The sequence below is a fragment of the Thermogemmatispora argillosa genome (assembly GCF_059696725.1).
Map to the genome: position 1 here is coordinate 4,173,697 of NZ_AP019377.1, position 20,661 is coordinate 4,194,357.

Consider the following 20,661-nt stretch of genomic DNA (forward strand, 5'->3'; position numbering starts at 1 on the left):
GTGATAGCGAGGTCAGCACCACGGGGCTAAACGAGCGGATAAGAGGGGACAGACGAGCAGGCCGGCAGCCATCGACGTCGTGCGCTGCGCATTGTGGCGCGTTGCAGAGCACCCGCCGGCCTCCGTCCAAGCCGACCTGAGCGAGGCCTGGCAGCGGCCAGGCTAGAGCGGTGTGCCCCTCTGCCGGCGCTCGCTCAAAGCACCCATCACGAGTAACCAGGCCAGGCCTGGGCCAGGGCGATAGGTTCCTATCATACCCTGGGGCCTCTAGGGACGCAAAGTGGCAATTAAGCGTTTCGGATAAAAGAGCAAGTCGATCCCATCGATGGGGTTGCGCACCAGCACATCGGCAGCTTGCAAAGCTTCACGTGCCACACCCTCGGGCCCCAGGATTGCCACGCCGATAGCGGCTCGGCGCAACATCCCGGCATCATTGACCCCGTTGCCGAAGGCGATCACGTTGGCTGGGCCAAGCTCCTCGACATAGCGAGTTTTTTCCTCGCCTGTATTGATAACGTGCAGGGGCAGGCCCAGGCTGCGCTCCAGTGCGGCGACCTGGCCATGCGTGGCTGCTGTAAGAAGATGGATGGAGAGAAAACTAGTCAGGCGCTTCAAGCGGCTAACTGCCTCGGGCCACGGCTTCCCATCGAGGGCCAGGGTACCATTGATATCAAAGACAGCATGCTTTAGTTCAATGGTCTCTCTTTGTGGAATCTCGATCCTGATCATCTCTATCAACTGAAGGTATAATAGCGCTCATCATCGTAATGATAGGACTGGCCGCTGCGCAGGCTTATTCCCCCAGGGACGCCAGGAGGCAAAAGCCGAAGCGACAGCCGGATGAATCAGCCGACAGGCGGCAAGGAGCGCTGCCATACTCCATCCTCACCTCTCCCGCACCGTCATCGGCAGAGCCATCCGAAGCGGCACACGTCATCAAGCGTGCCAGATGCGTTCCGCACGTCCCCCCCGGCATCTGACGCGAGGAGCCTCATTTCCACCCCATCAGGTGAGCAGCGAGCCAGCGTACGTTAACAGTGGCGAGACAGGCTCTCACTGCGATCCTGCTGAACAGGTGAGCAGGCGAGAGAGGTAGTCAGCCTGCCCGCTGGTCACTGAGGCCGCTGAAACCATCGACAGCCACTGGCTTGCCTTTCTGAGCCATCAGGCAGACAGAGAGACAGACAGGCTGGCTGGCTTGATCAAACTGGTAGCCTGAACCAGACAGGCCTACTCAGCTCAAGCATGCAAAAGAATGACTGGCTGCCTGCCTGCAAGGCAGGCAGGAGCCATAAGCAGGGCGGGCGGTTAGCGACCCTTCGAGCGCCAGGAAGCGAACGAATGACTGAACAAAAAAGGGTAGACGCAGCGGCCACGCCAAGCTTATGGCTCTATCTCGGCAAACGGACCCTCACGGTGGGTAACCATCGCCAGCAGGGTCTGGAGGCCCTCCTGGGCACCGCGACGCTGGGCTGAACTCAAGTTAGTAGCCGCTTGAAACTCATCTTCGTCCAGCACCTGCACGTTACCCCGGCGATCAACCCAGACATCGAGCAAAAGATCGACCTGCTCAATCCGATCTTCCTGGAAGACCGCTGGCTCGGCGATATTACAGTACCAGCCCTTGCGCTCACCATCCTTCCCCGCGATAGCAAAGATATTGAACCAGCGATCAGTATAATAATACTCCGTAAAACAGTCACCTGTTTCGAAGCGCGCGTAGCCAAGGTCCCGGTCAGGCCACGTCCAAAAGGCGCGGATGATGCAGGTACGCGAGGTAGCAGCGAGCACTTCACCCTGATAGGAGAAGAGCGCTTCACCCTGCGGATTTTTCTTAATGATGGTAATCATCGTTGGCAATCCCCGCGGCAATCCCAGACGGGTTAGGCCGGTGCCTGCATGACTCATCCGTCCTGGGAGAAGGGTAGCAGCAAGAGCCTGCCTTGTCAAGTGGCGAGAGAGTCAGATGAGAAAGCCGCCGGAGCGCTTTAGAGAGCATTCAGATGGCACAAGGCTGTATTCCCAACGGAAAGAGGAGGAAGCCAACGCACTGAGCGGCGCATGCCAGAGCAGCAAGGCCCTTGCTTTCTTGCTGAATTCTGCTCTCCAGGAGGAGAAGCACGCATTGAGAGAGAAGCTACACTGACTTGCTCCACTCGCTTGCTATGCTATACTAACAGCGTATGCTCAGTCTCGACTTGCTCCGTCAACGTCCCGAGCTGGTACGGAAAGGACTCCAGCAACGTCAGGTCTCGGTGGCCCTGGAAGAGATCTTACGTCTGGCAGAGCAGCGCGATGGCCTTGCCAGGCGCTGTGAGGGACTCTACGCCGAACTTCAGCAACTGCGGGAGAAAAGTCGTACGCTGCCGGCCAACCGACGGGCCAGGCTTGACAAGCAGATTGCGGCCATCAGTGAGGAGATCCGCACTCTGGAATTGCAGATTGCCGACTTGGATACGCGTTTGCGGCTGTCGCTCTGGCCCTTGCCGAACCTGCCCCATCCCGATGTCCCCACCGGCTTTATGCGTTCAGCCAACCGCGAGCTACGTCGTTGGGGGGCCCCCATGAGCTTCTATTTTTCACCACGCTCGTTCCGCGAGCTGGCCAGCTCGCTGGGGGTGATCGATAGCACCGCCGGCAGCCGTCTGAGCGGTAGTCAATTTGTGGTTATCAGTGGGGACGGCGCACGGCTCTGGCGGGCGCTGCTTACCTTTGCCCTCGAAGTCTTCACACGCGAGTGGGGCTACAAAGAAGTACACATGCCGCTTTTGTTGAAATATGGCACCTTGCTGGCAGCCGGGCAGTTCCCAACGCTGGAGCCTCAGAGCTATAGCTGTCAGGCTGATGAACTCTACCTGAACCCGGGAGGCGAACCCTCCCTGATCAGCCTCTACAGCGATACAGTCCTCACAGCCGAAGCCCTGCCCCTGCGCCTGGTCACCTGGACCCCTGTATTCCATCGCGATGGCGGCCCCGCCTCTTTGCCTTCGAGCATCGCTCGCCTGCCCTGGCATCAGCTCAGCGAGGTGCAAGTCCTGCTAGTGGTTCAGCCCCATGAGTCCTATGCTCTCTTGCAAACGCTACTCTTGCAAATCGAAACTCTGCTGCAGCGTCTGGAGCTGGCCTATCGCGTCATCATGCTCTGTAGCGGCTACTTGCCCTTTGCGGCAGCCATGACGTTTACGGTTGAGGCCTGGCTGCCGGCTCAGCGCCGCTTTCTCCCCCTGGCCGCGGTGAGCAATTGTGAAAGCTTTCAGGCACGGCGCGCCAATGTCCGCTATCGCACCCCAGACGGCCAGCTCGACTACCCTCATAGCCTGGGAGCCTGCGCGCTGAGCATCGAGCAGACTCTTGCGGCTATTCTGGAGGTCTATCAGCAGGCCGATGGGAGCGTCGTGGTCCCCAAGGTGCTCCGCCCTCTGATGGGCCTCTCCTTGCTGACCCCCTGAAGAACACGATTCTAACAAATGTTTGTTCCCCACACTGACAAAGTACTGACGATGTCACTCATCCATGTGATGCAATGCATGAGACAATGACCCAAATGGTATGCTCGTAGCAGCCCTAATCTTCCAAATTGAAACCGCTTGTGGTAAACTATCTAGCGGAGGGGTGGCAGAGTGGTTTAATGCAGCCGTCTTGAAAACGGCCGGGCGATGAGCCCCGGGGGTTCGAATCCCCCCCCCTCCGCCCTGCGTTGATGAGAAGCGGCTGGCCTGTATCCATAGCCCGGGGGGCGCTGTGGGTACAGCGCAATTTTGTGTTTGTACGACTGCGGCCAGTGGATAGGGTCACTCTCACGCCGTCGAACAGGGGTGTTTGACGCCAACGCTGCTCAACGCTGTTGAACTTGACTCGGGTCGTATTCTGTTTGTAGATATTGCTAATGTCTCTCACGCATGCCGTGCTCACGAGAGGCGACAGGTGCACGCGCGCGCAGCAGGGGCATGGCGACAGGCGGTGAATTGCTGTGTCTACGGTGAGTTTTGCGACAACGTTAGATCGGGTCAATCTGGCTGATCTCTTGCGCCGCTTAGAGGCCCATGAGAAAAGCGGGATGCTGGTCGTAAAGCAAGGCTCCCTCTGGGTGGAGTTGTATTTCAGCCAGGGGCGCTTGCTCTGTATTGGCCCTGTGCGGGCTCAGTTGACGCTGGGCGATCGCTTGATGCAGGCTGGGGTAATCTCCCAGGCTGCACTTGCTCATGTGATGGCTGTCTTGCGCGAACGCGGTGAGGAGCCAGGCGAGACCCGCATTGCTCTTCTCCTGATGGAGCTGGGCTATGCGACGCGGGAGCAATTGCGCGCCTGGGCGGCGCGCGAGGCCTCGCGTGTGCTTGAGGTGTTGCTCTCATGGCGCTCAGGTGAGGTGTATTTCGAAGAGGGGCGCACGCCGCCGCCATCGCGCTTGCTCGTCTCCCTTTCGCCCTCTGCTCTCTTGCCCGCTTCACCTGCTCAGTCTGCCTCTCCGTCGTCATCGCCGCTCGCTCAAAGCCAGCTACCGCCGTCTATGCCCAATGCTGGCTCGGGACCCACTCACCCAGGTGCCAGCCCCGCTCCGCTGCGCTATGAGCAGCCGCCGCTGTCGCAGCCGTTGCCTCCAGGGCCGCAGCCACAGCTCTCCCAGTCGCTGCAGCCGGCAGGCCAGGAGCAGCCGCCTGCTCAACAGGCCCCTCAGCCGCGGGTGACGCAGGCGCTGCCTGAAACAGGCTCAGCTCCGGCCCCTCAGCGTCAGGAGCGCGGACGCATTGATCTGAGCTCGCTCTTTGATCCCGATGCCCTGGCTCGCCTCTCGGCGGTCGCTTCGGCGGCATCGTCGTCAGTGACCGAGGCTGCTCCTTCACAGCGGCAGTCTTCCGCTTCCCAGCAGGCTGCGCCGGCTCCTGCTGCTCCTGGTAGCTTGCCTGCTCCTCGCCCGATTATGACGCCCTATACGCCTCGGCGCATCGATGTATCCTTTATGTACCCTGAGCTGCGGCTGATCCCGGCTGATCTCTCTGCCTTACGCGCCGGTACGGTGGAGATCCCGCTGACTCCTGATGAGTGGCGTGTCTTTGGCATCTGTATGGAAGGGGAAAAAACGCCCCTCCAGATCGCCCAGAGCCTGGGTATGCCGCTAGAGCAGGTCTATGTCGTGCTTGGAGAGCTGATGGCTTTGGGGCTGGTTCAGTATCCATATGGCATGCAGCCGCACTATCCTGTTCAGGAGCTTTCGCCTGCCGCTCCGCCTCCGATGAATAGCCCCTATGCTGCGCAACCCCAGATGACTGGCTCGCAGCCCTGGATGCCTGCCCCCGCTCAAGGATGGCCGACTCCGCCCCAGGCGCCGGCCCAGACTACAGGGGCTTTCGCTCCTGCCCCCGCTCCTGCTTCGGTCCCACAGTCGCCACTCTATGTGGAAACTGAATCGCAGTGGGGCAATGGTGGGAACGGCGCCCGCTTCATTGTGGGTCGTGGCTGGGGAGTGCAGCCAACAAGGCCGCTCTCGCCGAACAATTCTGCGCAGTCCCCTTACAGCGCTTCGGTCCCTGTTGGAGGCTCCCAGCTCAGCAGATAGGAGAGATGCCGGGAAGCCTGGTCGATCGCTGGTTGCTCTCTCTCATCTGAGATCGCCTTTAGCTCGCCTGGCTACCTGGTTCCTTCTGGCCGCCATTGGCTACCGGTTCTTGCTGACCCCAGTCCTGGCTTCGGCTCTTGGTTGAACTTGGAAGGGTGGGGATGATGTTGCAGGGTTCAGATTCTCATTGTGAAAGCGCCCAACCTGCTGCGGCGGGCTCGCTCACTACCCGTGATGAGCCGCTGCTTGATCTAGAACGGTTCGGCCTGGTCATCGGACGCAGCCAGGTCATGCGCTCTATCGCTACCCTCATTCGGCAGGTCGCTGCTTTCCCAACAACGACGGTCTTGCTCCAGGGCGAAAGCGGTACTGGTAAGGAGGTGATTGCTTACGCGATTCATGCCCTCAGTGGCGGTTCCGCTCGCCAGTTTGTGGCCATTAATTGTGCTGCCATTCCCGAGACGTTGTTAGAAACGGAGCTGTTCGGCGTAGAGGCTGGAGCCTATACCGATGCTCGGGTGACACGCGATGGCTATCTCGCTCGGGCCGATGGCGGCACTCTCTTTCTCGATGAAATTGCTTCCATGCCTCTTGTGCTTCAGTCTAAGCTTTTACGCTTCTTGGAAACACGCTCCTTTCGCCGCGTGGGAGGCACTCATGAGATTCAGGTCCGCCTGCGCGTTATTTCGGCCTCCAATGTCGATCTTGCGGAGGCGGTCGCCCGACGCACCTTCCGCGAGGACCTTTTCTATCGGCTCAAGGTCTTCACGATTCACATTCCTCCTCTGCGTGAACATCCTGAAGATATCGCCCCACTAGTCGACTATTTCTTGCGTCAGCAGGAAGGTGAAGAGAGACGCGCTCAGCGCCTCAGTCCCGAGGCCCTGGCCCTCCTGGAACGCTATAGTTGGCCGGGCAATGTGCGCGAACTGCGCAGTGTTGTCCAGCACGGCCAGATTATGTGTGAGGGAGATGAAATCCAGGTCGAACACCTTCCCGCCTATCTGCAATCTGCCAGTAGCGGTGCCTTACAGCGTCTGCTGGAACTCAAAGATCAGCTCCATTTACCCCCCGAGGGGGTGAAGCTAGAGGAGTTTCTTGCAGAGATCGAGCAGCGCTTTATCCGCGAGGCGCTGGAGCGCTGCAACTATAACCAGGTGAGAGCTGCGGCTTTGCTGGGTCTCTCGCGCGACCAGTTGCGCTATCGCCTGGCGCGCAGTGGAGCCAAAGGCCGGGGACAAGTTCAGAGCGCAAGCCTTTCCAGGCTGCGCCCATGCTCTGGCTAAGTTATACCTCTGCTCGGCCATTGGCAATGGAGAGCACTCAGCGCCTGCCGGGCTCTGCGGAGTGGAGCGGACCAACTGGGCCAGCTCGGCTGCTGGTCCGCTCCGTCGCAAGTGGCCTATGGCTATTGCTCCTCCGGCCAGTCGAGCATGATGGCCTGAGCGGTCTCACCTGGCTTCAGGGTCTTGCCTCCTTCGGGCACGATCACCAGGGCATTAGCATTCAGCAGAGAGGTGGTAATATGTGATCCCTGATTGCCGGTTGTGCGGGCCACAAAGCGCCCCTGCTCCCGACGCACATGGGCGCGCACATAATGGCGCCGCGGTGTACGCTCACTCACGCCATCCTCAACCGTGACCTCTACTTGGGGGCGCCACAGGTGGCGGTGGCCCAGTAGCTTGCGAATCAGTGGGCGCCCGAATAGCTCGAAGGTGACAGCGGCTGAGACAGGGTTGCCGGGCAGTCCAAGCAGAGGTACCTGCCCGATGCGCCCAAAGGCCAGCGGCTTGCCGGGACGCATATTGATCTGCCAGAAATCGATGGCGCCCTGCTCATGCATAATGCGCTTGACTAGATCGAATTCGCCAACGGAGACGCCTCCCGAGGTAATGATGAGGTCGTGCTGCATAGCCTGACTAAAGATCTGGCGTAGGCTCTCCTCGGTATCGCGCGCTACTCCTAGACGTTGCGGCTCAGCTCCAGCTCGTCGTACTGCCGCCTCCAGTAGATAAGCGTTGCTGTTGCGTATCTTGCCGGGCTGGAGCGGCTCGTCGACATCGATCAGCTCATCCCCTGTGCTGACAATGGCAACGCGCGGGCGACGAATGACGCGTACCCGGGCCCGTCCCACCGTGGCTAAGACGCCGATTTCCCAGGGGCCGATCGCGCTCCCCTGGCTCAAGACACGCTGTCCGCGGCGCATATCCTCGCCTGCGGCGCGGATATTGTTCCCCGGTGCGACCTCCTGCAGAATCTCAACCCAGTTGCTATCGGCGGGATCGCTGCGCGTCAGCTCGATCTGGATGACGGCATCGGCTCCGCGCGGTACCGGCGCCCCGGTCATGATGCGCATGGCTGTGCCTGGCTCGATGCTCTGCTCAGTGACATAGCCGGCTGCGATGGTGCCGATCACGCGCAGCCGCGCCGGACGCCCATGCTCCATGTGGGTATCTACGCTGCGTAGCGCGTAGCCGTCCATTGCTGAGTTAGCAAAAGGCGGAAGATCTTCCTCGGCGACAATATCTTCCGCCAGGACCAAACCCGCAGCCTCTGCCAGGGGAACGGTCGTGGCCGGGAGTGGCTGAATGGTAGCCAGCATGCGCGCCTGCGCTTCCTCTACAGTCATCATAGGCCTTATCCTTTGGTTGGCTTCGTCTAGGCTCATTCCCCGCAGCTATAGCGGGGAGAGCGGGCGGAACAGACTCTGACCATCGGGCTGGCTGATCAGGGAGCAGCCCAAAAGTAGAGAAGCCTGGCAAACCAGCGAAAGCGTCAGGTCTGCCAGGCTCTTCCTGCGATTGCTGTAGTACCTCGTACGGGATTCGAACCCGTGATCTCCGCCTTGAAAGAGCGGCGTCCTAGTCCACTAGACGAACGAGGCCCAACAACTGCTGTGCGCCAGCGCTTCATAAGGCGCTTGAGCGCCATTGCGCATGCGTCATCTGGATTGTACTGTATCCGACTCGCTTTGTCAAGCGGGTTTTGGCGACTATTTGCTGCTGGCGGCTTAAGGCCCCTCGGGGCTAACGGCAGACCAGCGCCATTGCTGAGGACAGGTGTAGTCGAGAACGGCCACAGTCCCGGGTTCCGCGATGGCCACCACAACAAACTGAGGAACGCTGGAGGCCTGCAGCTGATTCTGTTGATCAGGAAGCCGGATGCCAATGCCGTCCAGCTCGTGGATACGCGTGATGGTCGCCTCGAAGGTAGCCAGTTGACGCAGGATAACGGTGACGCTGAAGCTGAGGCTATGGTCATGGGCGTCGAAGGCGATGAGATGCGGAATAATCGTGTCTTGGGCATTGCGGAAAGGATCGTGAAAGGTGAAGTCAGTCTTGTAGGGATTGTCGGGAGTGGCGTGAAGATAGGCATAGGCTTCAGCACAGAGATGGTACTTATAGGCGCTATTAGGGCTGCGTACGAGCTGAACACGCGGAAGTGGCGGCTTGCGTCCTATAACAGAGCGTAGCTGCTGGCTACCTACCAGCGCGCCCACCACAAGGAGCACAGCTGCAAGCAAGCCAGTCAGAAGCCCTAACCACAGGCGTTGCTTCATGGCATCTCGCCCTCTCCCTCCAGAAGCTGGCGTGGAGCGCTTCCTGTTGCTTTCTCCATTCCCAGCAAGGGAGAGGGCCGAGCAGAGAGGGCAACCACTGACTCTCAACGGCCGCCTGGCTCACTCCACTGGCTCCTCTTCGCCACGACTCTGCCCCGCCCACGGGGAGGAGACACTCCCCGTCGGGAGCAAGAGAGCTGTCCATCCCCCTCATGCTCGCTATCTCGCGCCAATCTGCCAGAGTCGCTTGGCAGGCAGGTCCGCCTCCTCTGCTCTCACCTTCCTCTTATCAGCCAGCCCTGGTGGCTCGATGTCATGGCATGCGTCTATTTATATTTAACGGCTGACTTGCGAGGAACGGGAGCGAGAGCGAGCGAGTGAAGCGGATGGCGGCGACGGGCGGTCTGAGGCGGCCTCTGCCTCCGTTGCTGGCTCTGGCTCTAGCAGCCTGGCCAGGCTGATCAGGAAGGCGACCACGATCAAGACATGGAGAACGGTGCACCAAAGACAAATGGCGTGCAGGCGGACCAGCTCGACGTAAATCAGGTAAAGCACAGTGACCAGCCCGATCAGCGACCAGACAAACTGAGCGGGACGAAGCCAGCCAGGCTCTGAAGAGCGTAGCAGGCTCACCAAGGCCAGCCCGGCCAGGATCAGACACCAGGCAAGACCAGGCAGCGAGATAGGGAGAGTTGTCCCGGGCACCACGGCGTAGCTGCTGCTCAGCACGTGCGCGCAATCGATAGCGCCCGAGGCGGGACAGACCAGCGGTGCATCTTGATAATGCACGATGGTCAAATAAATCGCATCTCCCATCCCCGCTAGAGCGAGCAGAAAGACCACGAGCTGCAGGCCTGAACGTCGTAGCAACAGTTCCATCAAGTCAGACTCTTCGCTACAAAATCGGTCGTAATAGCACTCTCTGTAGAGAGGATACTGCGCTGCTCACCCTCTGTCAAGGCTCAATCACGTGCTACAATAGATGGGCATCTGCTGGCTCTCATGCGAGAGACTGGCCTGCGGCCTGCTCGCCTGGCTTGCTTGCTCCCTGGTGCCATGAAAGCAAAGAGAAGAGAGGAGGCTGAGATGGGACTGCGCATTATTCAGGTTGATGCCTTTACTGACCGTCCTTTTGCCGGCAATCCGGCGGCGGTTTGCCTGTTAGCGGAGCCGCGTGACGAACGGTGGATGCAGCTCGTTGCACGCGAAATGAATCTCTCGGAGACAGCCTTTCTGCTGCCGGAAGGCGATGGTTATCGCCTGCGCTGGTTCACGCCGACGGTTGAGGTAGATCTCTGTGGCCATGCCACGCTAGCCAGTGCTCATGTCCTTTGGGAGGAGGGGCTGCTACTGCCAGAGGACCCGGCCCGTTTCTATACGCGCAGTGGCCTATTAACCGCTCGGCGTCTGAACGGCTGGATCGAAATGGACTTTCCTGCAACCCCTGCCGTGCCTGTTCCACCTCCTCCGGGCTTAAGCGAAGCGCTGGGTGTTACCCCCTTGCTGGTGGCAAGAAACCAGTTCGATTACCTGGTTGAACTGGAGAGCGAAGAGGTCGTACGTACCCTCCAGCCCGACCTGACGCGTTTGCTGACGATCCCTGCACGTGGCTTCATTGTGACCAGTCGGGCCGAGGGCGAAGGCTATGACTTCGTTTCGCGCTTCTTCGCGCCCGCGGTGGGAGTCAATGAGGACCCGGTCACCGGTTCGGCTCACTGTACCCTGGCGCCATTCTGGTGCTCTCGCCTTGGACGCCCGGCTTTGACCGGCTACCAGGCTTCCGCCCGTGGCGGCCTGGTGCGTGTACGTCTGGCTGGCGAGCGTGTCTCACTGGGTGGCCAGGCGGTTACGGTGATGCGTGCTGAGTGCTTTTTCTAATTCGAAAAGAGGTGAGCATTACGGCTCACCTCTAGAGAGCAAGATAGCCCGCGCCGCGCCTTAAGGTAGCCGCAAGCGGCTGGCTAGCGGAAAACATAACCTACGCCGCGCACGGTCTGAATGAGCTTGGGGGCAGCCGGGTCCTCTTCTAATTTCTCGCGCAGCCAGCGGATATGGACATCAACGGTACGGGTATCGCCGGCATAGTCGTAGCCCCAGACGTGATGTAGCAGCTGATCTCTGGTGAGAACAGTGCCGCGGTTGCGCACGAGATAGACCAGGAGATCGAACTGCTTCGGCTGCATCTCGATCTCCTGGCCCCGGCACCAGACCCGGCGTCCGGGCACATCGATGCGCACAGGGCCGGCGATCAGCTCTCTCGGACTGCGCCGCGGCTGAGCGGCTGTCTCCTGACCAGGGCTGCCCCCTTCAACTTCGGGTGGCGCCTGCGTCACGGGATAGGCGGCGCGACGCAATAAAGCACGTACGCGGGCCAGCAGTTCGCGTCGCCCAAATGGCTTAGTGACGTAGTCATCGGCCCCCACTTCCAGGCCTACAACCTTATCGATCTCTTCCGCTCGCGCTGTCAGAAGCATAATTGGGGTAGTGGCCGTAGCTGGCTCGCGTCTTAGCTGCCGGCAAACCTCTAAACCATCGATCTCGGGTAGCATGATGTCCAGAATGATCAAGTGGGGTCGCTCGCGACGCGCCAGCTCCAGAGCGGCTCTCCCATCAAGCGCTGTGAGCACCTGATAGCCCTCCTGCTCCAGGTTGTAGGCAATAGTCTCGACCAGCACCTCTTCATCATCGACCACCAGGATCTTTTCGCGTTGACCTCTGACCATAGTGCGCTCTCATCCTTAGCTGAAGCGCCCGCTAATATAGTCCTCTGTCTCTCGCCGCCGTGGTCGTTTGAACAGCTCGACAGTTGCTCCGTACTCAATTAAGCGGCCATTGAGAAAGAAGCCTGTGTATTGAGAAATGCGTCCTGCTTGAGACATATTATGTGTGACGATCACAATGGTATATTCCTTGCTGAGCGAAAGGAGCAGCTCTTCGATCTTAAGCGTCGCGATCGGATCGAGCGCCGAGCAAGGCTCATCGAGTAGGAGCACCTCGGGATGAAGGGCCAGGGCACGGGCAATGCAGAGGCGTTGCTGCTGACCACCTGAGAGGCCAAGAGCTGAGGCCTTCAGACGATCCTTCACCTCGTCCCAGAGGGCGGCGGCCTTCAGACTGCGCTCCACCTCCTCCTGAATCTGCCGACGCGATTTCCTCTGAATACGCAGGCCGTAAGCGACATTCTCAAAGATCGATTTGGGGAAGGGATTAGGGCGCTGGAAGACCATGCCGATGCGCTGACGGAGCCGGATGACGTCGATCGCTGGGTCGTAGATGTTCTGTCCGTCGAAGATCGCTTCTCCTTCGATACGGGTCTCGGGGATCAGATCGTTCATGCGATTGAGCGTGCGCAAGAACGTGGATTTTCCGCAGCCGGATGGGCCGATCAGCGCTGTGATCTGCCGCTCGCGAATCGGCAGCGAAACATCGAAAAGCACCTGCCGCGTCCCGTAGTAGAAATTGAGGTGCCGGACATCAATCGCTATGCCGGCGTTCTGATCCGGCGGCTGGCCTGGCTCAGCTGCCCCGAGGGCGTGGGTCAGCCTGAGATCGACAGGGGGCGTCTCGGATAGACGGCTGGCGAGACGCCCCTCCATCGCTGGCAGCCGCGAGTTTAGCCCACTCACATTGTTCTCCATTGCCTTTCCTCGCGCTGCACCGCTAGAGTAGCTGATACTCCTTATGTAGTGGAATCGCTGTATCTACAATCAAGCGGTTATTGGTCACGATCAGGCGAATGTAGCGCCCGGCGAGGGCTTTGCTGATAAAGTACGGGCGCCCTTCGTAGGAAATGTGCCCACTCCGGGCCACTTTCCGCGAGAAGATGCTGACGCCCTCCGGGAAGGTGTTACCCGTGGTGCTCACGTTATTCATGCTCTCTGCTGAGGTATCCTTCACGGTAATCCCCTCTCTTATTGCTGAGCTGTCTTGACCGACTCGACTAGCCGAAGCGTCCACTGATGTAATCTTCGGTCTCCTTCCTGCGCGGGTGAGTGAAGAGCTGTTGCGTCTCTCCCTCTTCAATGAGATGACCCTGCAAGAAGAAAGCCGTACGATCCGCGATACGCGCGGCCTGCTGCATGTTATGGGTAACGACAACGATGGTATACTGTCGCTTGAGATAGGTGATCAGTTCCTCCACCTGGAGGGTGGAGATAGGATCGAGGGCTGAGCAAGGCTCATCCATGAGCAACACCTCTGGCTCCAGTGCCAGAGCGCGGGCGATGCACAAGCGCTGCTGTTGGCCGCCTGAGAGGCTAGTAGCTGGACTATGCAGGCGGTCTTTGACCTCCTCCCAGAGCGCGGCCTGTCGCAAGCTGCGCTCAACCAGTTCCTTGAGCCTCGCCCCACGCAGTCCGAGATTGAGCCGCGGCCCGATCGCCACGTTCTCAAAGATGCTGCGTGTCGGCAGCGGGTTGGGCTGTTGAAAGACCATGCCGATGTGACGCCTGACATTCATGGGGCGAATGCCGCGCCCGTAGATGTCAAGCCCGTTAGCGAGGACTCTCCCCTCAACGCGAGCCCCGGGAATGGTCTCGTGGAGGCGATTAAGGCAACGCACCAGCGTCGATTTGCCACAGCCGGATGGTCCGATCAGGGCTGTGACGCTCAGTGGCGGCACTGTCAGACTGATGTCAAAGAGGGCCTGCTTACGTCCGTACCAGGCATTGAGCTGTTCGATGCTCAGAGCCATCCCTGCTCTCGTTGGCACGCTACTACTCATCTGCGCTGCGATAGCCTGATCCATTGATGAACTCCCTTCTGATCCTCGTGCCTGACTGAGCCTTGCTGCTCACCGTGTCCTTGCGCGTGTTCAATGTTGCTTGAAGCCGCCGGTAGCCAGGCGCACGGCCAGGGAAGCGAGCAGGATCAGGACGATGAGCACGAAGGCGCCCGCGTAGGCCTGATTGACCTGCTGCTGATACGGGCTGAGCGTGAACTGGAAGATGCGCAGCGGCAGGGCATCGATGGGCTGAGTGATGTCCGTATTCCAAAAGGTTGTCCCGAAGGCGGTCATCAGCAGGGGGGCTGTCTCGCCGGCCACGCGGGCCATTGCCAGCACCACGCCCGTGATGATGCCATTGCGTGCTGCTGGGAGTACTACCTGCAAGATTGTGCGCGCCTCCGTTGCTCCAAGCGCAAGCGAGGCCTCGCGCAGCTCGCGCGGTACCAGGCGCAGAACATCCTCTGATGTCCGTGTAACGATCGGGATCATGATCATGCCGAGCGCGAAGCCGCCGGCCAATCCCGAGAAGGTCTGCATTGGAATGACAATCAGCACCCAGGCCAGCAGACCGAAGATGATCGTAGGGATGCCGTTGAGAACATCGACCAGAAAGCGCACGCCCTGGGCGAACGGCCCGCGCCCAAATTCAGCCAGATAGATGCCGGTAAATAGCCCTAGTGGTACGCCCATCAGTGAGGCGAGGGCGATCAGAATCAGGCTACCCTGGAAGGCTTCGCCCATACCGCCGCCCGGTTCGCCGTTGGGCGTTGGCAATTGGGTAAAGAAGTCGAGATTGATGTAGCGCAGGCCCTGGCTGAGCACATAGCAGAGCAGATAGATCAGCAGTCCGGCGGCAAAGAGGGCTGCCAGACTGGTAAGAAGGATGACCAGGGCATTGACCAGGCGTCGCCTCACATTCAGGGAGGAGCGTGCGCCAAGAAACGGGTGAATCTGGCTCTCCTTTGGCTGGAGTACTGAAGCTGAAGAAGAAGAATGGGTTGGCATAGGCACGCTCATGGGCGCCCTCCTCTGCTTCCTTGGGCCTGGCGCTGGAGGCTGGCGATTAACCAGCGCGCCAGAATGTTAGTAATCAAAGTGATGATGAAGAGGATCAGACCGGCTTCGATAATGGCCGAGAGGAAGAGACCGGGCGTGGCCTCTCCGAATTGGTTGGCGATGACGCTGGCCAGGGTATAGCCAGGGGTGAAAAGGCTGAGGCTTGGCTCATTTGCCTGGTTACCAATGATCATGGTGACGGCCATTGTCTCGCCAAGGGCGCGCCCGAGGGCCAGGATGACGCCGCCCAGAATACCCACGCGCGCGAATGGCAGCACTGCGTGACGGATGACCTCCCAGCGGGTCGCTCCGAGGGCTAGCAAGGCCTCGCGCTGTGCCACAGGGGTCACCAGCATCACTTCGCGTGAGACGGAGATGATGAGGGGCAGGACCATCATGGTGAGCACGATCCCGGCTCCAAGGTAGCCGACGCCCTCTGGTTGGCCTTGAAACAGTGGGAGAAAGCCCAGATGCTGCTGTAGCCACGGCTCGCCGTAGTTGTGTAGCCAGGGGGCGAGGACGAGGAAGCCCCAGAGACCGTAGATGACGCTCGGAATCGCCGCCAGTAGATCGATAAGGAATGCCAGCACCAGCCGCAGCGGGCGCGGACAGAAATCGACCAGGAAGATCGCGGCTCCTAGTCCCAGCGGTACGGCGAAGATGAGGGCAAAGGCTGAGGTGATAAGGGTGCCGAAGATCGCTGGGAGGACTCCGTAGACGTCATGCACTGGATCGAAGGCCTTGTTGGTCAGGAAACTCAGGCCGAAGCGTCTGATTGTCGGAAGTGAGTTGCTGACAAGTATCCAGGCTGTGCCTGCGACTAGGCCGAGGACGATGAGAACGAACAGCAAGGTGATGCCACGGAAAAACAGGTCCCCGGGTCGTTGCGCCCGCAGCAGACGTTGCCAGCGAAGCCACTGCTGCTGTGCTTTAGTAAGATTGGCTCTCTCCTGAATCATTGGCCCTCCCCTGGCTCACTCTCACCTAGGTGGTGAGGCAGGGGCTGATCTTTGTGGGATGCAGTCCCCTGCCTGGGCTGTGTACTGCTAGCGAGGTTTTCTTGTTGCCGAGCACGCTGAGCTGAGCATCTGCCAGATCCTGACAGACCTCAAGAAGCGCTGTAGCAGGCGCTGCTGCCGCAGCGCATGGCCTTAATCTGGGCCTCGTCCTTGCTGACGATCGTGTCTGGCAGAGGCACATAGTTGAGGGGCTGAGCGTACTGCTGCCCATCGTGCACCATCCACCAGAGCAGGCGGGCGAGGGCTTCTCCCTTATCGCTGTTGCTCTGGTTCTGGTAAACTACGACCCATGAGAAGCCCGTGATGGGGTAGGCGTTGTCTCCGCTGCCATTGACGATGTAGAAGCGCAGGTCTGCCGGGATATTGGTGAAGCTCTCGGCATCGGCTTTGGCGCTGTCAAGCGAAGGGGCCACGAATTTGCCGGCGGCGTTCTGAAGCAGCGCGTAGGGAATGTTGTTGGCAAGGACGTAGGTTAGCTCGACGTAGCCAATGGCACCGTCGGTATTCTTGACTTGCCCGGCGACGCCCGAGCTACCCTTTGCTCCAACGCCGGTGGGCCAGTTAACGGTTGTGCCGGCTCCCACCTTGCTCTGCCAGTCCGGGCTGACTGCCGAAAGATAGTGGGTGAAGATGCTGGTTGTACCGCTGCCGTCGGAGCGGTGGACTACGGTGATGTTCTTGTGGGGCAGGTTGACACCGCTGTTGATGGCCTTGATTTGGGGATCATCCCAGGTGGTAATCTTGCCTTCGTAGATGGCGGCCAGGATCGGCCCGGTCAGCTTGAGTTGGCTGACACCGCTCAGATTGTAGGAGATAGCAACTGCTCCGATGGTAATCGGGATGTGCAGGATCGGCCCACTGGTGCTCTTTTTAAGCTGATCGTCGGTCATGGGAGCATCGGTGGCGCCGAAATCGACAATGTGCTGCAGTAGGTTATTGATGCCAGCTCCACTGCCCACCGCTTGATAGTTTACGTTAATACCACATTTAACTTTGGGATATTCCTGGAACATTTTTGAGAATAAAGGATTGTCAAACGTCGATCCAGCGCCCGTAAGCTGCTTGGTCGAAGGGCAGGTATTGCCGCTGCCTGTGGTGGTGCCTCCGCTGGTGCTGGGGCTGTTACCACAGGCGGCCAGTAAGGCCAGCAAGCCCAGCAGCAGAAGGGCACCGAAGGATCTCAGGCGCGGGTGCCCTTGATGGCTGGCTGAAAATGGGTAGTGTGTCATAGCGCTGGTTTCCCCTCCTCAGTTATGCTGCCGTGGCGCGACGGCAGCAGCAAAATAGAGAAGCGAATCGGCGACAGGACAGGCCGCGCTGACGGCCTTTGCTGGGCCGCTGTTTCATTCTGCGGGCGTGCCCTGGCTCTTTTCCGCACCACCCGAATTGTACAGTTGTCGCTTTAATGCTCCTTTAAAGGGGGGTTAAGCCCCTTTAAGGCTAGGTTAAAGTTTGCCGAAGGGATAGGAAGACTCTGTTAAGGGGGGTGAATGAGGCTGCTGCTCGGCTGAGCGTGACTGACACTGCTGCCTGTCTATCTTCTTTGCTTGACTGTCAGTAAGGTAAGCGCTGCCCGCCGTAGGGGTGAGGCTTGCGACCTGGCTTTGAAGGTGGTCGGCATGCCCTGCCCCACGGCGGGCTGTGGGTGAGCAAGGAGCAAGGACTCTCTACCTGGCCTGGCGGACGGATGGATCAGGCGGCGCTATGGTCGGGGGCTTCCGACCAGGGGCGCATTGCTGAGTCGCTCGGACTGTCTGTCAGGAACAAGGTGACTGGCTCTCGCCCTTGAGCGTGGGGCCTGATCTGATCTGCCACTCGTTCCAGGCGCAGCTTGCCGCTCGCCTGATCTGCCACCAGTAGCAGTGCCTCGCCGCGTCTAATCTCGCCTCTCAGTAGCGCTTCGCTGACGCGATCTTCTACTTCAGAACGTACAAGCTGTCGCAGAGGGCGGGCCCCGGCGCGAGAGAGCCGCTCCTGCCCCTGGCTAAGGAGGTAGTCGCGTGCGGCGGCACTGATTTCCAGGCTGATGCCAAGTCCGGTCAGGCGCTGGCGGGTTGCCGTCAGGAGCTGATCAAGAATCTGGCCCAGATGCACTTTCTGGAGGGGATGAAATGGCACAATGGCGTCGAGTCGGTTCAGCAGCTCAGGACGAAAGGTATGCTGGAGTTGGGTCAAGAGCTGCTGCTGCCACTGCCGTCCCTGGTGTGGCTCGCTGTGAGGCAGAGCGAGCCCAAAACCCGCGCTGGTGGCTTCTGGGAGACTGGTCAGGTCAGTGGTGAGGATGATGATCGCCTCGCGGAAATTGACCGGACGGCCCTGGCCATCGCTCAGATGCCCATCCTCCAAAACCTGAAGCAGAAGGTCATGGAGAGCCGGATGAGCTTTTTCGAGGCCCTCAAAAAGGACAATGCTCGCTGGTCGCTGGCGAATGGCTTCGCTCAGCAGGCCAGTTTCTCCATAGCCCTGGTAGCCCGGTGGGCTGCCAAGGAGGCGTTGCACCTGATGGCGCTCCGAGAAGGCTGCCATATCTAGTCTGATCAAGGCTCTCTCGTCTCCTGTCAGGACCTCAGCCAGCACTGCTGCCAAATGGCTTTTGCCGACGCCGCTGGGGCCAATGAACAGAAATGAGGCAGCGGGACGTCGCGGATCACGCAGATTGCTGCGCGCGCGCCGCACGGCTCGGGCGACGGCGCTGATCGCCTCCTCCTGTCCAGCGATTCGCTGCTGGAGCAGTTGCTCTAAGGAGAGCAGATATCGTGCTTCTTCGCCCCCGGGGAAGGTCACGCGCAGCCCTGTCCACTGGGACACGACCGCTGCAACGGCCTCCTCGTTCACGAGTGGGCGCCTGGCGGTGGCAAGAGCGCTGTCGTCGGCGGGCGGGAGCAGCTTCTGTGTCAGCCACTCGCTTTCAATGGCCAGAGCACGGCGTAGAAGCTGCTGCTCCTGTCGGCGCAGTTCGAGGGCTGCAGGAAAGTGCCGCTGACGAATGGCTGTCTCACGCTGTGCGCGCAGATGAGCTATCTCCTCGTGGATCTGACGCAAGGCCGTTGGAGGCAGGGCTTGGCGCATCCGAAGAGCCGCGGCAGCCTCGTCGATTAAGTCGATGGCTTTATCTGGCTGGGCGCGTCCGGCCAGATAGCGGCTAGAGAGGCGTACCGCCGCTTGCAGTGCCTCATCGCTGATGGCAACACGGTGGAAGGCTTCATAGCGTGGACGCAGCGCCTGCAAGATCGCTAGCGTTTCGGCGGCGTCCGGTTCGGCGATCACAATGGGCTGAAAGCGCCTGGCTAAAGCGGCATCGTGCTCAAAGTGGCGGGCGTACTCTTCGAAGGTGGTGGCTCCAATGCATTGCAGGCGCCCGCGCGCCAGCAGGGGCTTGAGCAGGTTAGCCACGTTGGGAGCACTTGCCGGCCCGCCTGCCCCGATCAACATGTGAATCTCATCGATAAAGAGGAGTATATCGCTGGCTTCCTTGATTTCCGCCAGGACTCCCTGTACTCGCTCTTCGAGGTCGCCCCGATAGCGTGTGCCTGCCACCAGCAGGCCAATGTCGAGGGCAACGACTCGTTTGCCGCGCAAGCTTTCTGGAACCTCGCCAGCGGCAATGCGGGCAGCGAGACCTTCGACGATGGCGGTCTTGCCCGTGCCTGCTGGTCCTAGCAGCAGCGGGTTGTTCTTGGTATAGCGCAGCAGGATTTGGATGGTGCGTGTCAATTCGGCCTCGCGTCCAATGAGTGGGTCAAGACGCCCCTCTAGCGCTGCTAGCGTTAGATCGTGGCTAACGCTGTTTAGCTCCGGCGTGCGCTCGTAGCGCTCGCGATAGGCTGCCTGGAGATCATTGGTTGGCGGGCTGGTGGCCAGATCTAGCCCAGCGCTGTCTTGGGCGCCTGGCTCGCTTGCTCGTGGAGCAGCAATGGCGACCTGATCAGGTCCTGGCGCGGGTGTGATCAAGGTCTGCAGCCGGGCTCGTACGCTGGAGCAGGTTATGCCAAAGCCCTCTAGTAAACCCAGGAGCAGCGCGTCTTGCCGGTCTTGAACACTGAGCAGACCCAGAAGAAGGTGTTCGGGGCCAATAGAGGTGGCACCTAATCGCCGGGCGTGGCGTCTAGCGCTGCGTAAGGCTGCTCGCGTTGCCGGTGAGAGTGTCTGATGGCGACTTGAACAGGCGCGCTTGTGACGCCTGTCCAGACCCTCAATGATGCGGCAGAGCAGCGCCGGTCGCATCATGAAGGAGTTCAGCAGTTGACTGATGAGAGGATCGTTAAGGCGCAAGATGCCTAACAGGAGTTGCTCATTGCTGATCAGTCTGCGGTGCCGTTTGCTGGCCTCTTCGCGGGCATAGTGCAGCGCCAGGCGAGCCGCAGGTGTATAAGCCTCATAAACTTCTTTCATCGATTGAGCCTTGTTAGCCATATTCTGTCAGGATAAGGGCACCAGGTGGCAGAGACCCGCTGCTTTCTCGCTCTCGCTCCCGAGCCGAGCGGACTGCCAGGCGGCTTGCGAAAAGCAGGGGTCCATGCAAGTAAACTCATCAATAATCGATAGAGATAAATACCTCTGCAATACTCTTGTCGGCAGAAGAAGCGTCTGCCATAAGGGGAAAATAGTTCTGGTCCGCCAGTCCATCGACAGCCTATCTCCCGCCCATCGGCTGGCTACCTGCCTGGCCCGCAACTGGCGTGCTCACCCTGGACTGGACTGGGGAACTGGGATATGCTACGATTCTTTCGCAACCTTCATCTGAAGT

The 20,661-nt window shown here is 59.9% G+C and carries 17 protein-coding genes and 2 tRNA genes; 5 read left to right on the top strand and 14 right to left on the bottom strand.

Annotation, left to right across the window (positions count from 1 at the left end; translation table 11 throughout):
* Window positions 1-267: 267 nt before the first annotated feature.
* Together AC6H1L_RS16305 and AC6H1L_RS16310 are read right to left on the bottom strand one after the other, a co-directional pair.
* Window positions 268-729, bottom strand: a complete 462-nt coding sequence (locus tag AC6H1L_RS16305; protein ID WP_497598541.1) for an HAD family hydrolase — start codon at window positions 727-729, stop codon at window positions 268-270.
* Window positions 730-1,383: 654 nt separating this feature from the next.
* The gene (locus tag AC6H1L_RS16310; RefSeq protein WP_497598542.1) at window positions 1,384-1,851 is read right to left on the bottom strand and encodes a ribonuclease FAU-1 family protein; all 468 of its coding nucleotides are present in this window, start codon (window positions 1,849-1,851) and stop codon (window positions 1,384-1,386) included.
* Between the two features lie 332 nt (window positions 1,852-2,183).
* Between AC6H1L_RS16310 and AC6H1L_RS16315 the strand changes: the two genes are divergently transcribed.
* The 4 genes from AC6H1L_RS16315 (at window position 2,184) to AC6H1L_RS16330 (ending at window position 6,840) form a co-directional block, all read left to right on the top strand.
* A complete protein-coding gene (locus AC6H1L_RS16315; RefSeq protein ID WP_497598543.1) occupies window positions 2,184-3,449 on the top strand; it encodes an aminoacyl--tRNA ligase-related protein in 1,266 nt (421 codons plus the stop codon).
* Window positions 3,450-3,606: 157 nt separating this feature from the next.
* Window positions 3,607-3,690: transfer RNA gene (locus AC6H1L_RS16320), tRNA-Ser, on the top strand.
* A gap of 280 nt (window positions 3,691-3,970) precedes the next feature.
* Complete coding sequence (locus AC6H1L_RS16325) at window positions 3,971-5,554, top strand: DUF4388 domain-containing protein (protein WP_497598544.1); 1,584 nt, start codon at window positions 3,971-3,973, stop codon at window positions 5,552-5,554.
* 161 nt (window positions 5,555-5,715) lie between these two features.
* Window positions 5,716-6,840, top strand: a complete 1,125-nt coding sequence (locus AC6H1L_RS16330) for a sigma-54 interaction domain-containing protein (protein WP_497598545.1) — start codon at window positions 5,716-5,718, stop codon at window positions 6,838-6,840.
* Window positions 6,841-6,962: 122 nt separating this feature from the next.
* Here AC6H1L_RS16330 and AC6H1L_RS16335 read toward each other — a convergent pair whose 3' ends face one another.
* From AC6H1L_RS16335 to AC6H1L_RS16350, 4 genes are all read right to left on the bottom strand, one after another.
* Window positions 6,963-8,186 carry a molybdopterin molybdotransferase MoeA gene (locus tag AC6H1L_RS16335; RefSeq protein WP_497598546.1) on the bottom strand — a complete coding sequence of 408 codons (1,224 nt, stop codon included), beginning with the start codon at window positions 8,184-8,186 and terminating at the stop codon, window positions 6,963-6,965.
* 178 nt (window positions 8,187-8,364) lie between these two features.
* A tRNA-Glu gene (locus AC6H1L_RS16340) sits at window positions 8,365-8,438 on the bottom strand.
* 126 nt (window positions 8,439-8,564) lie between these two features.
* Window positions 8,565-9,113 (bottom strand): hypothetical protein, encoded by a 549-nt coding sequence (locus AC6H1L_RS16345; protein WP_497598547.1) that lies wholly within the window; start codon window positions 9,111-9,113, stop codon window positions 8,565-8,567.
* A gap of 336 nt (window positions 9,114-9,449) precedes the next feature.
* Complete coding sequence (locus AC6H1L_RS16350) at window positions 9,450-9,992, bottom strand: vitamin K epoxide reductase family protein (protein WP_497598548.1); 543 nt, start codon at window positions 9,990-9,992, stop codon at window positions 9,450-9,452.
* 207 nt (window positions 9,993-10,199) lie between these two features.
* Here AC6H1L_RS16350 and AC6H1L_RS16355 point away from each other — a divergent pair, with 207 nt between their 5' ends.
* A complete protein-coding gene (locus AC6H1L_RS16355; RefSeq protein WP_497598549.1) occupies window positions 10,200-10,991 on the top strand; it encodes a PhzF family phenazine biosynthesis protein in 792 nt (263 codons plus the stop codon).
* 83 nt (window positions 10,992-11,074) lie between these two features.
* On the opposite strand, the gene AC6H1L_RS16360 is transcribed toward AC6H1L_RS16355, so the two are convergent.
* The 8 genes from AC6H1L_RS16360 to AC6H1L_RS16395 all read right to left on the bottom strand — a co-directional run bounded on the left by AC6H1L_RS16360 (window position 11,075) and on the right by AC6H1L_RS16395 (window position 20,306).
* Window positions 11,075-11,836 carry a response regulator transcription factor gene (locus AC6H1L_RS16360; protein WP_497598550.1) on the bottom strand — a complete coding sequence of 254 codons (762 nt, stop codon included), beginning with the start codon at window positions 11,834-11,836 and terminating at the stop codon, window positions 11,075-11,077.
* 15 nt (window positions 11,837-11,851) lie between these two features.
* Complete coding sequence (gene pstB / locus AC6H1L_RS16365) at window positions 11,852-12,751, bottom strand: phosphate ABC transporter ATP-binding protein PstB (RefSeq protein ID WP_497598551.1); 900 nt, start codon at window positions 12,749-12,751, stop codon at window positions 11,852-11,854.
* 22 nt (window positions 12,752-12,773) lie between these two features.
* A complete protein-coding gene (locus tag AC6H1L_RS16370) occupies window positions 12,774-12,986 on the bottom strand; it encodes a hypothetical protein (RefSeq protein ID WP_497598552.1) in 213 nt (70 codons plus the stop codon).
* Between the two features lie 67 nt (window positions 12,987-13,053).
* Window positions 13,054-13,860, bottom strand: a complete 807-nt coding sequence (gene pstB / locus AC6H1L_RS16375; protein WP_497598553.1) for a phosphate ABC transporter ATP-binding protein PstB — start codon at window positions 13,858-13,860, stop codon at window positions 13,054-13,056.
* 66 nt (window positions 13,861-13,926) lie between these two features.
* Entirely contained in the window at window positions 13,927-14,856 is a 930-nt protein-coding gene (gene pstA, locus AC6H1L_RS16380; protein WP_497598554.1) for a phosphate ABC transporter permease PstA, read from the bottom strand.
* Entirely contained in the window at window positions 14,853-15,854 is a 1,002-nt protein-coding gene (pstC, locus tag AC6H1L_RS16385) for a phosphate ABC transporter permease subunit PstC (protein ID WP_497598555.1), read from the bottom strand. Before pstC ends, pstA begins: the two co-directional genes overlap by 4 nt.
* A gap of 149 nt (window positions 15,855-16,003) precedes the next feature.
* Entirely contained in the window at window positions 16,004-17,143 is a 1,140-nt protein-coding gene (gene pstS, locus AC6H1L_RS16390) for a phosphate ABC transporter substrate-binding protein PstS (protein WP_497598556.1), read from the bottom strand.
* Window positions 17,144-17,606: 463 nt separating this feature from the next.
* Window positions 17,607-20,306: an AAA family ATPase gene (locus AC6H1L_RS16395; RefSeq protein ID WP_497598557.1), complete on the bottom strand. Its 2,700-nt coding sequence runs from the start codon at window positions 20,304-20,306 to the stop codon at window positions 17,607-17,609.
* Between the last annotated feature and the right edge of the window lie 355 nt (window positions 20,307-20,661).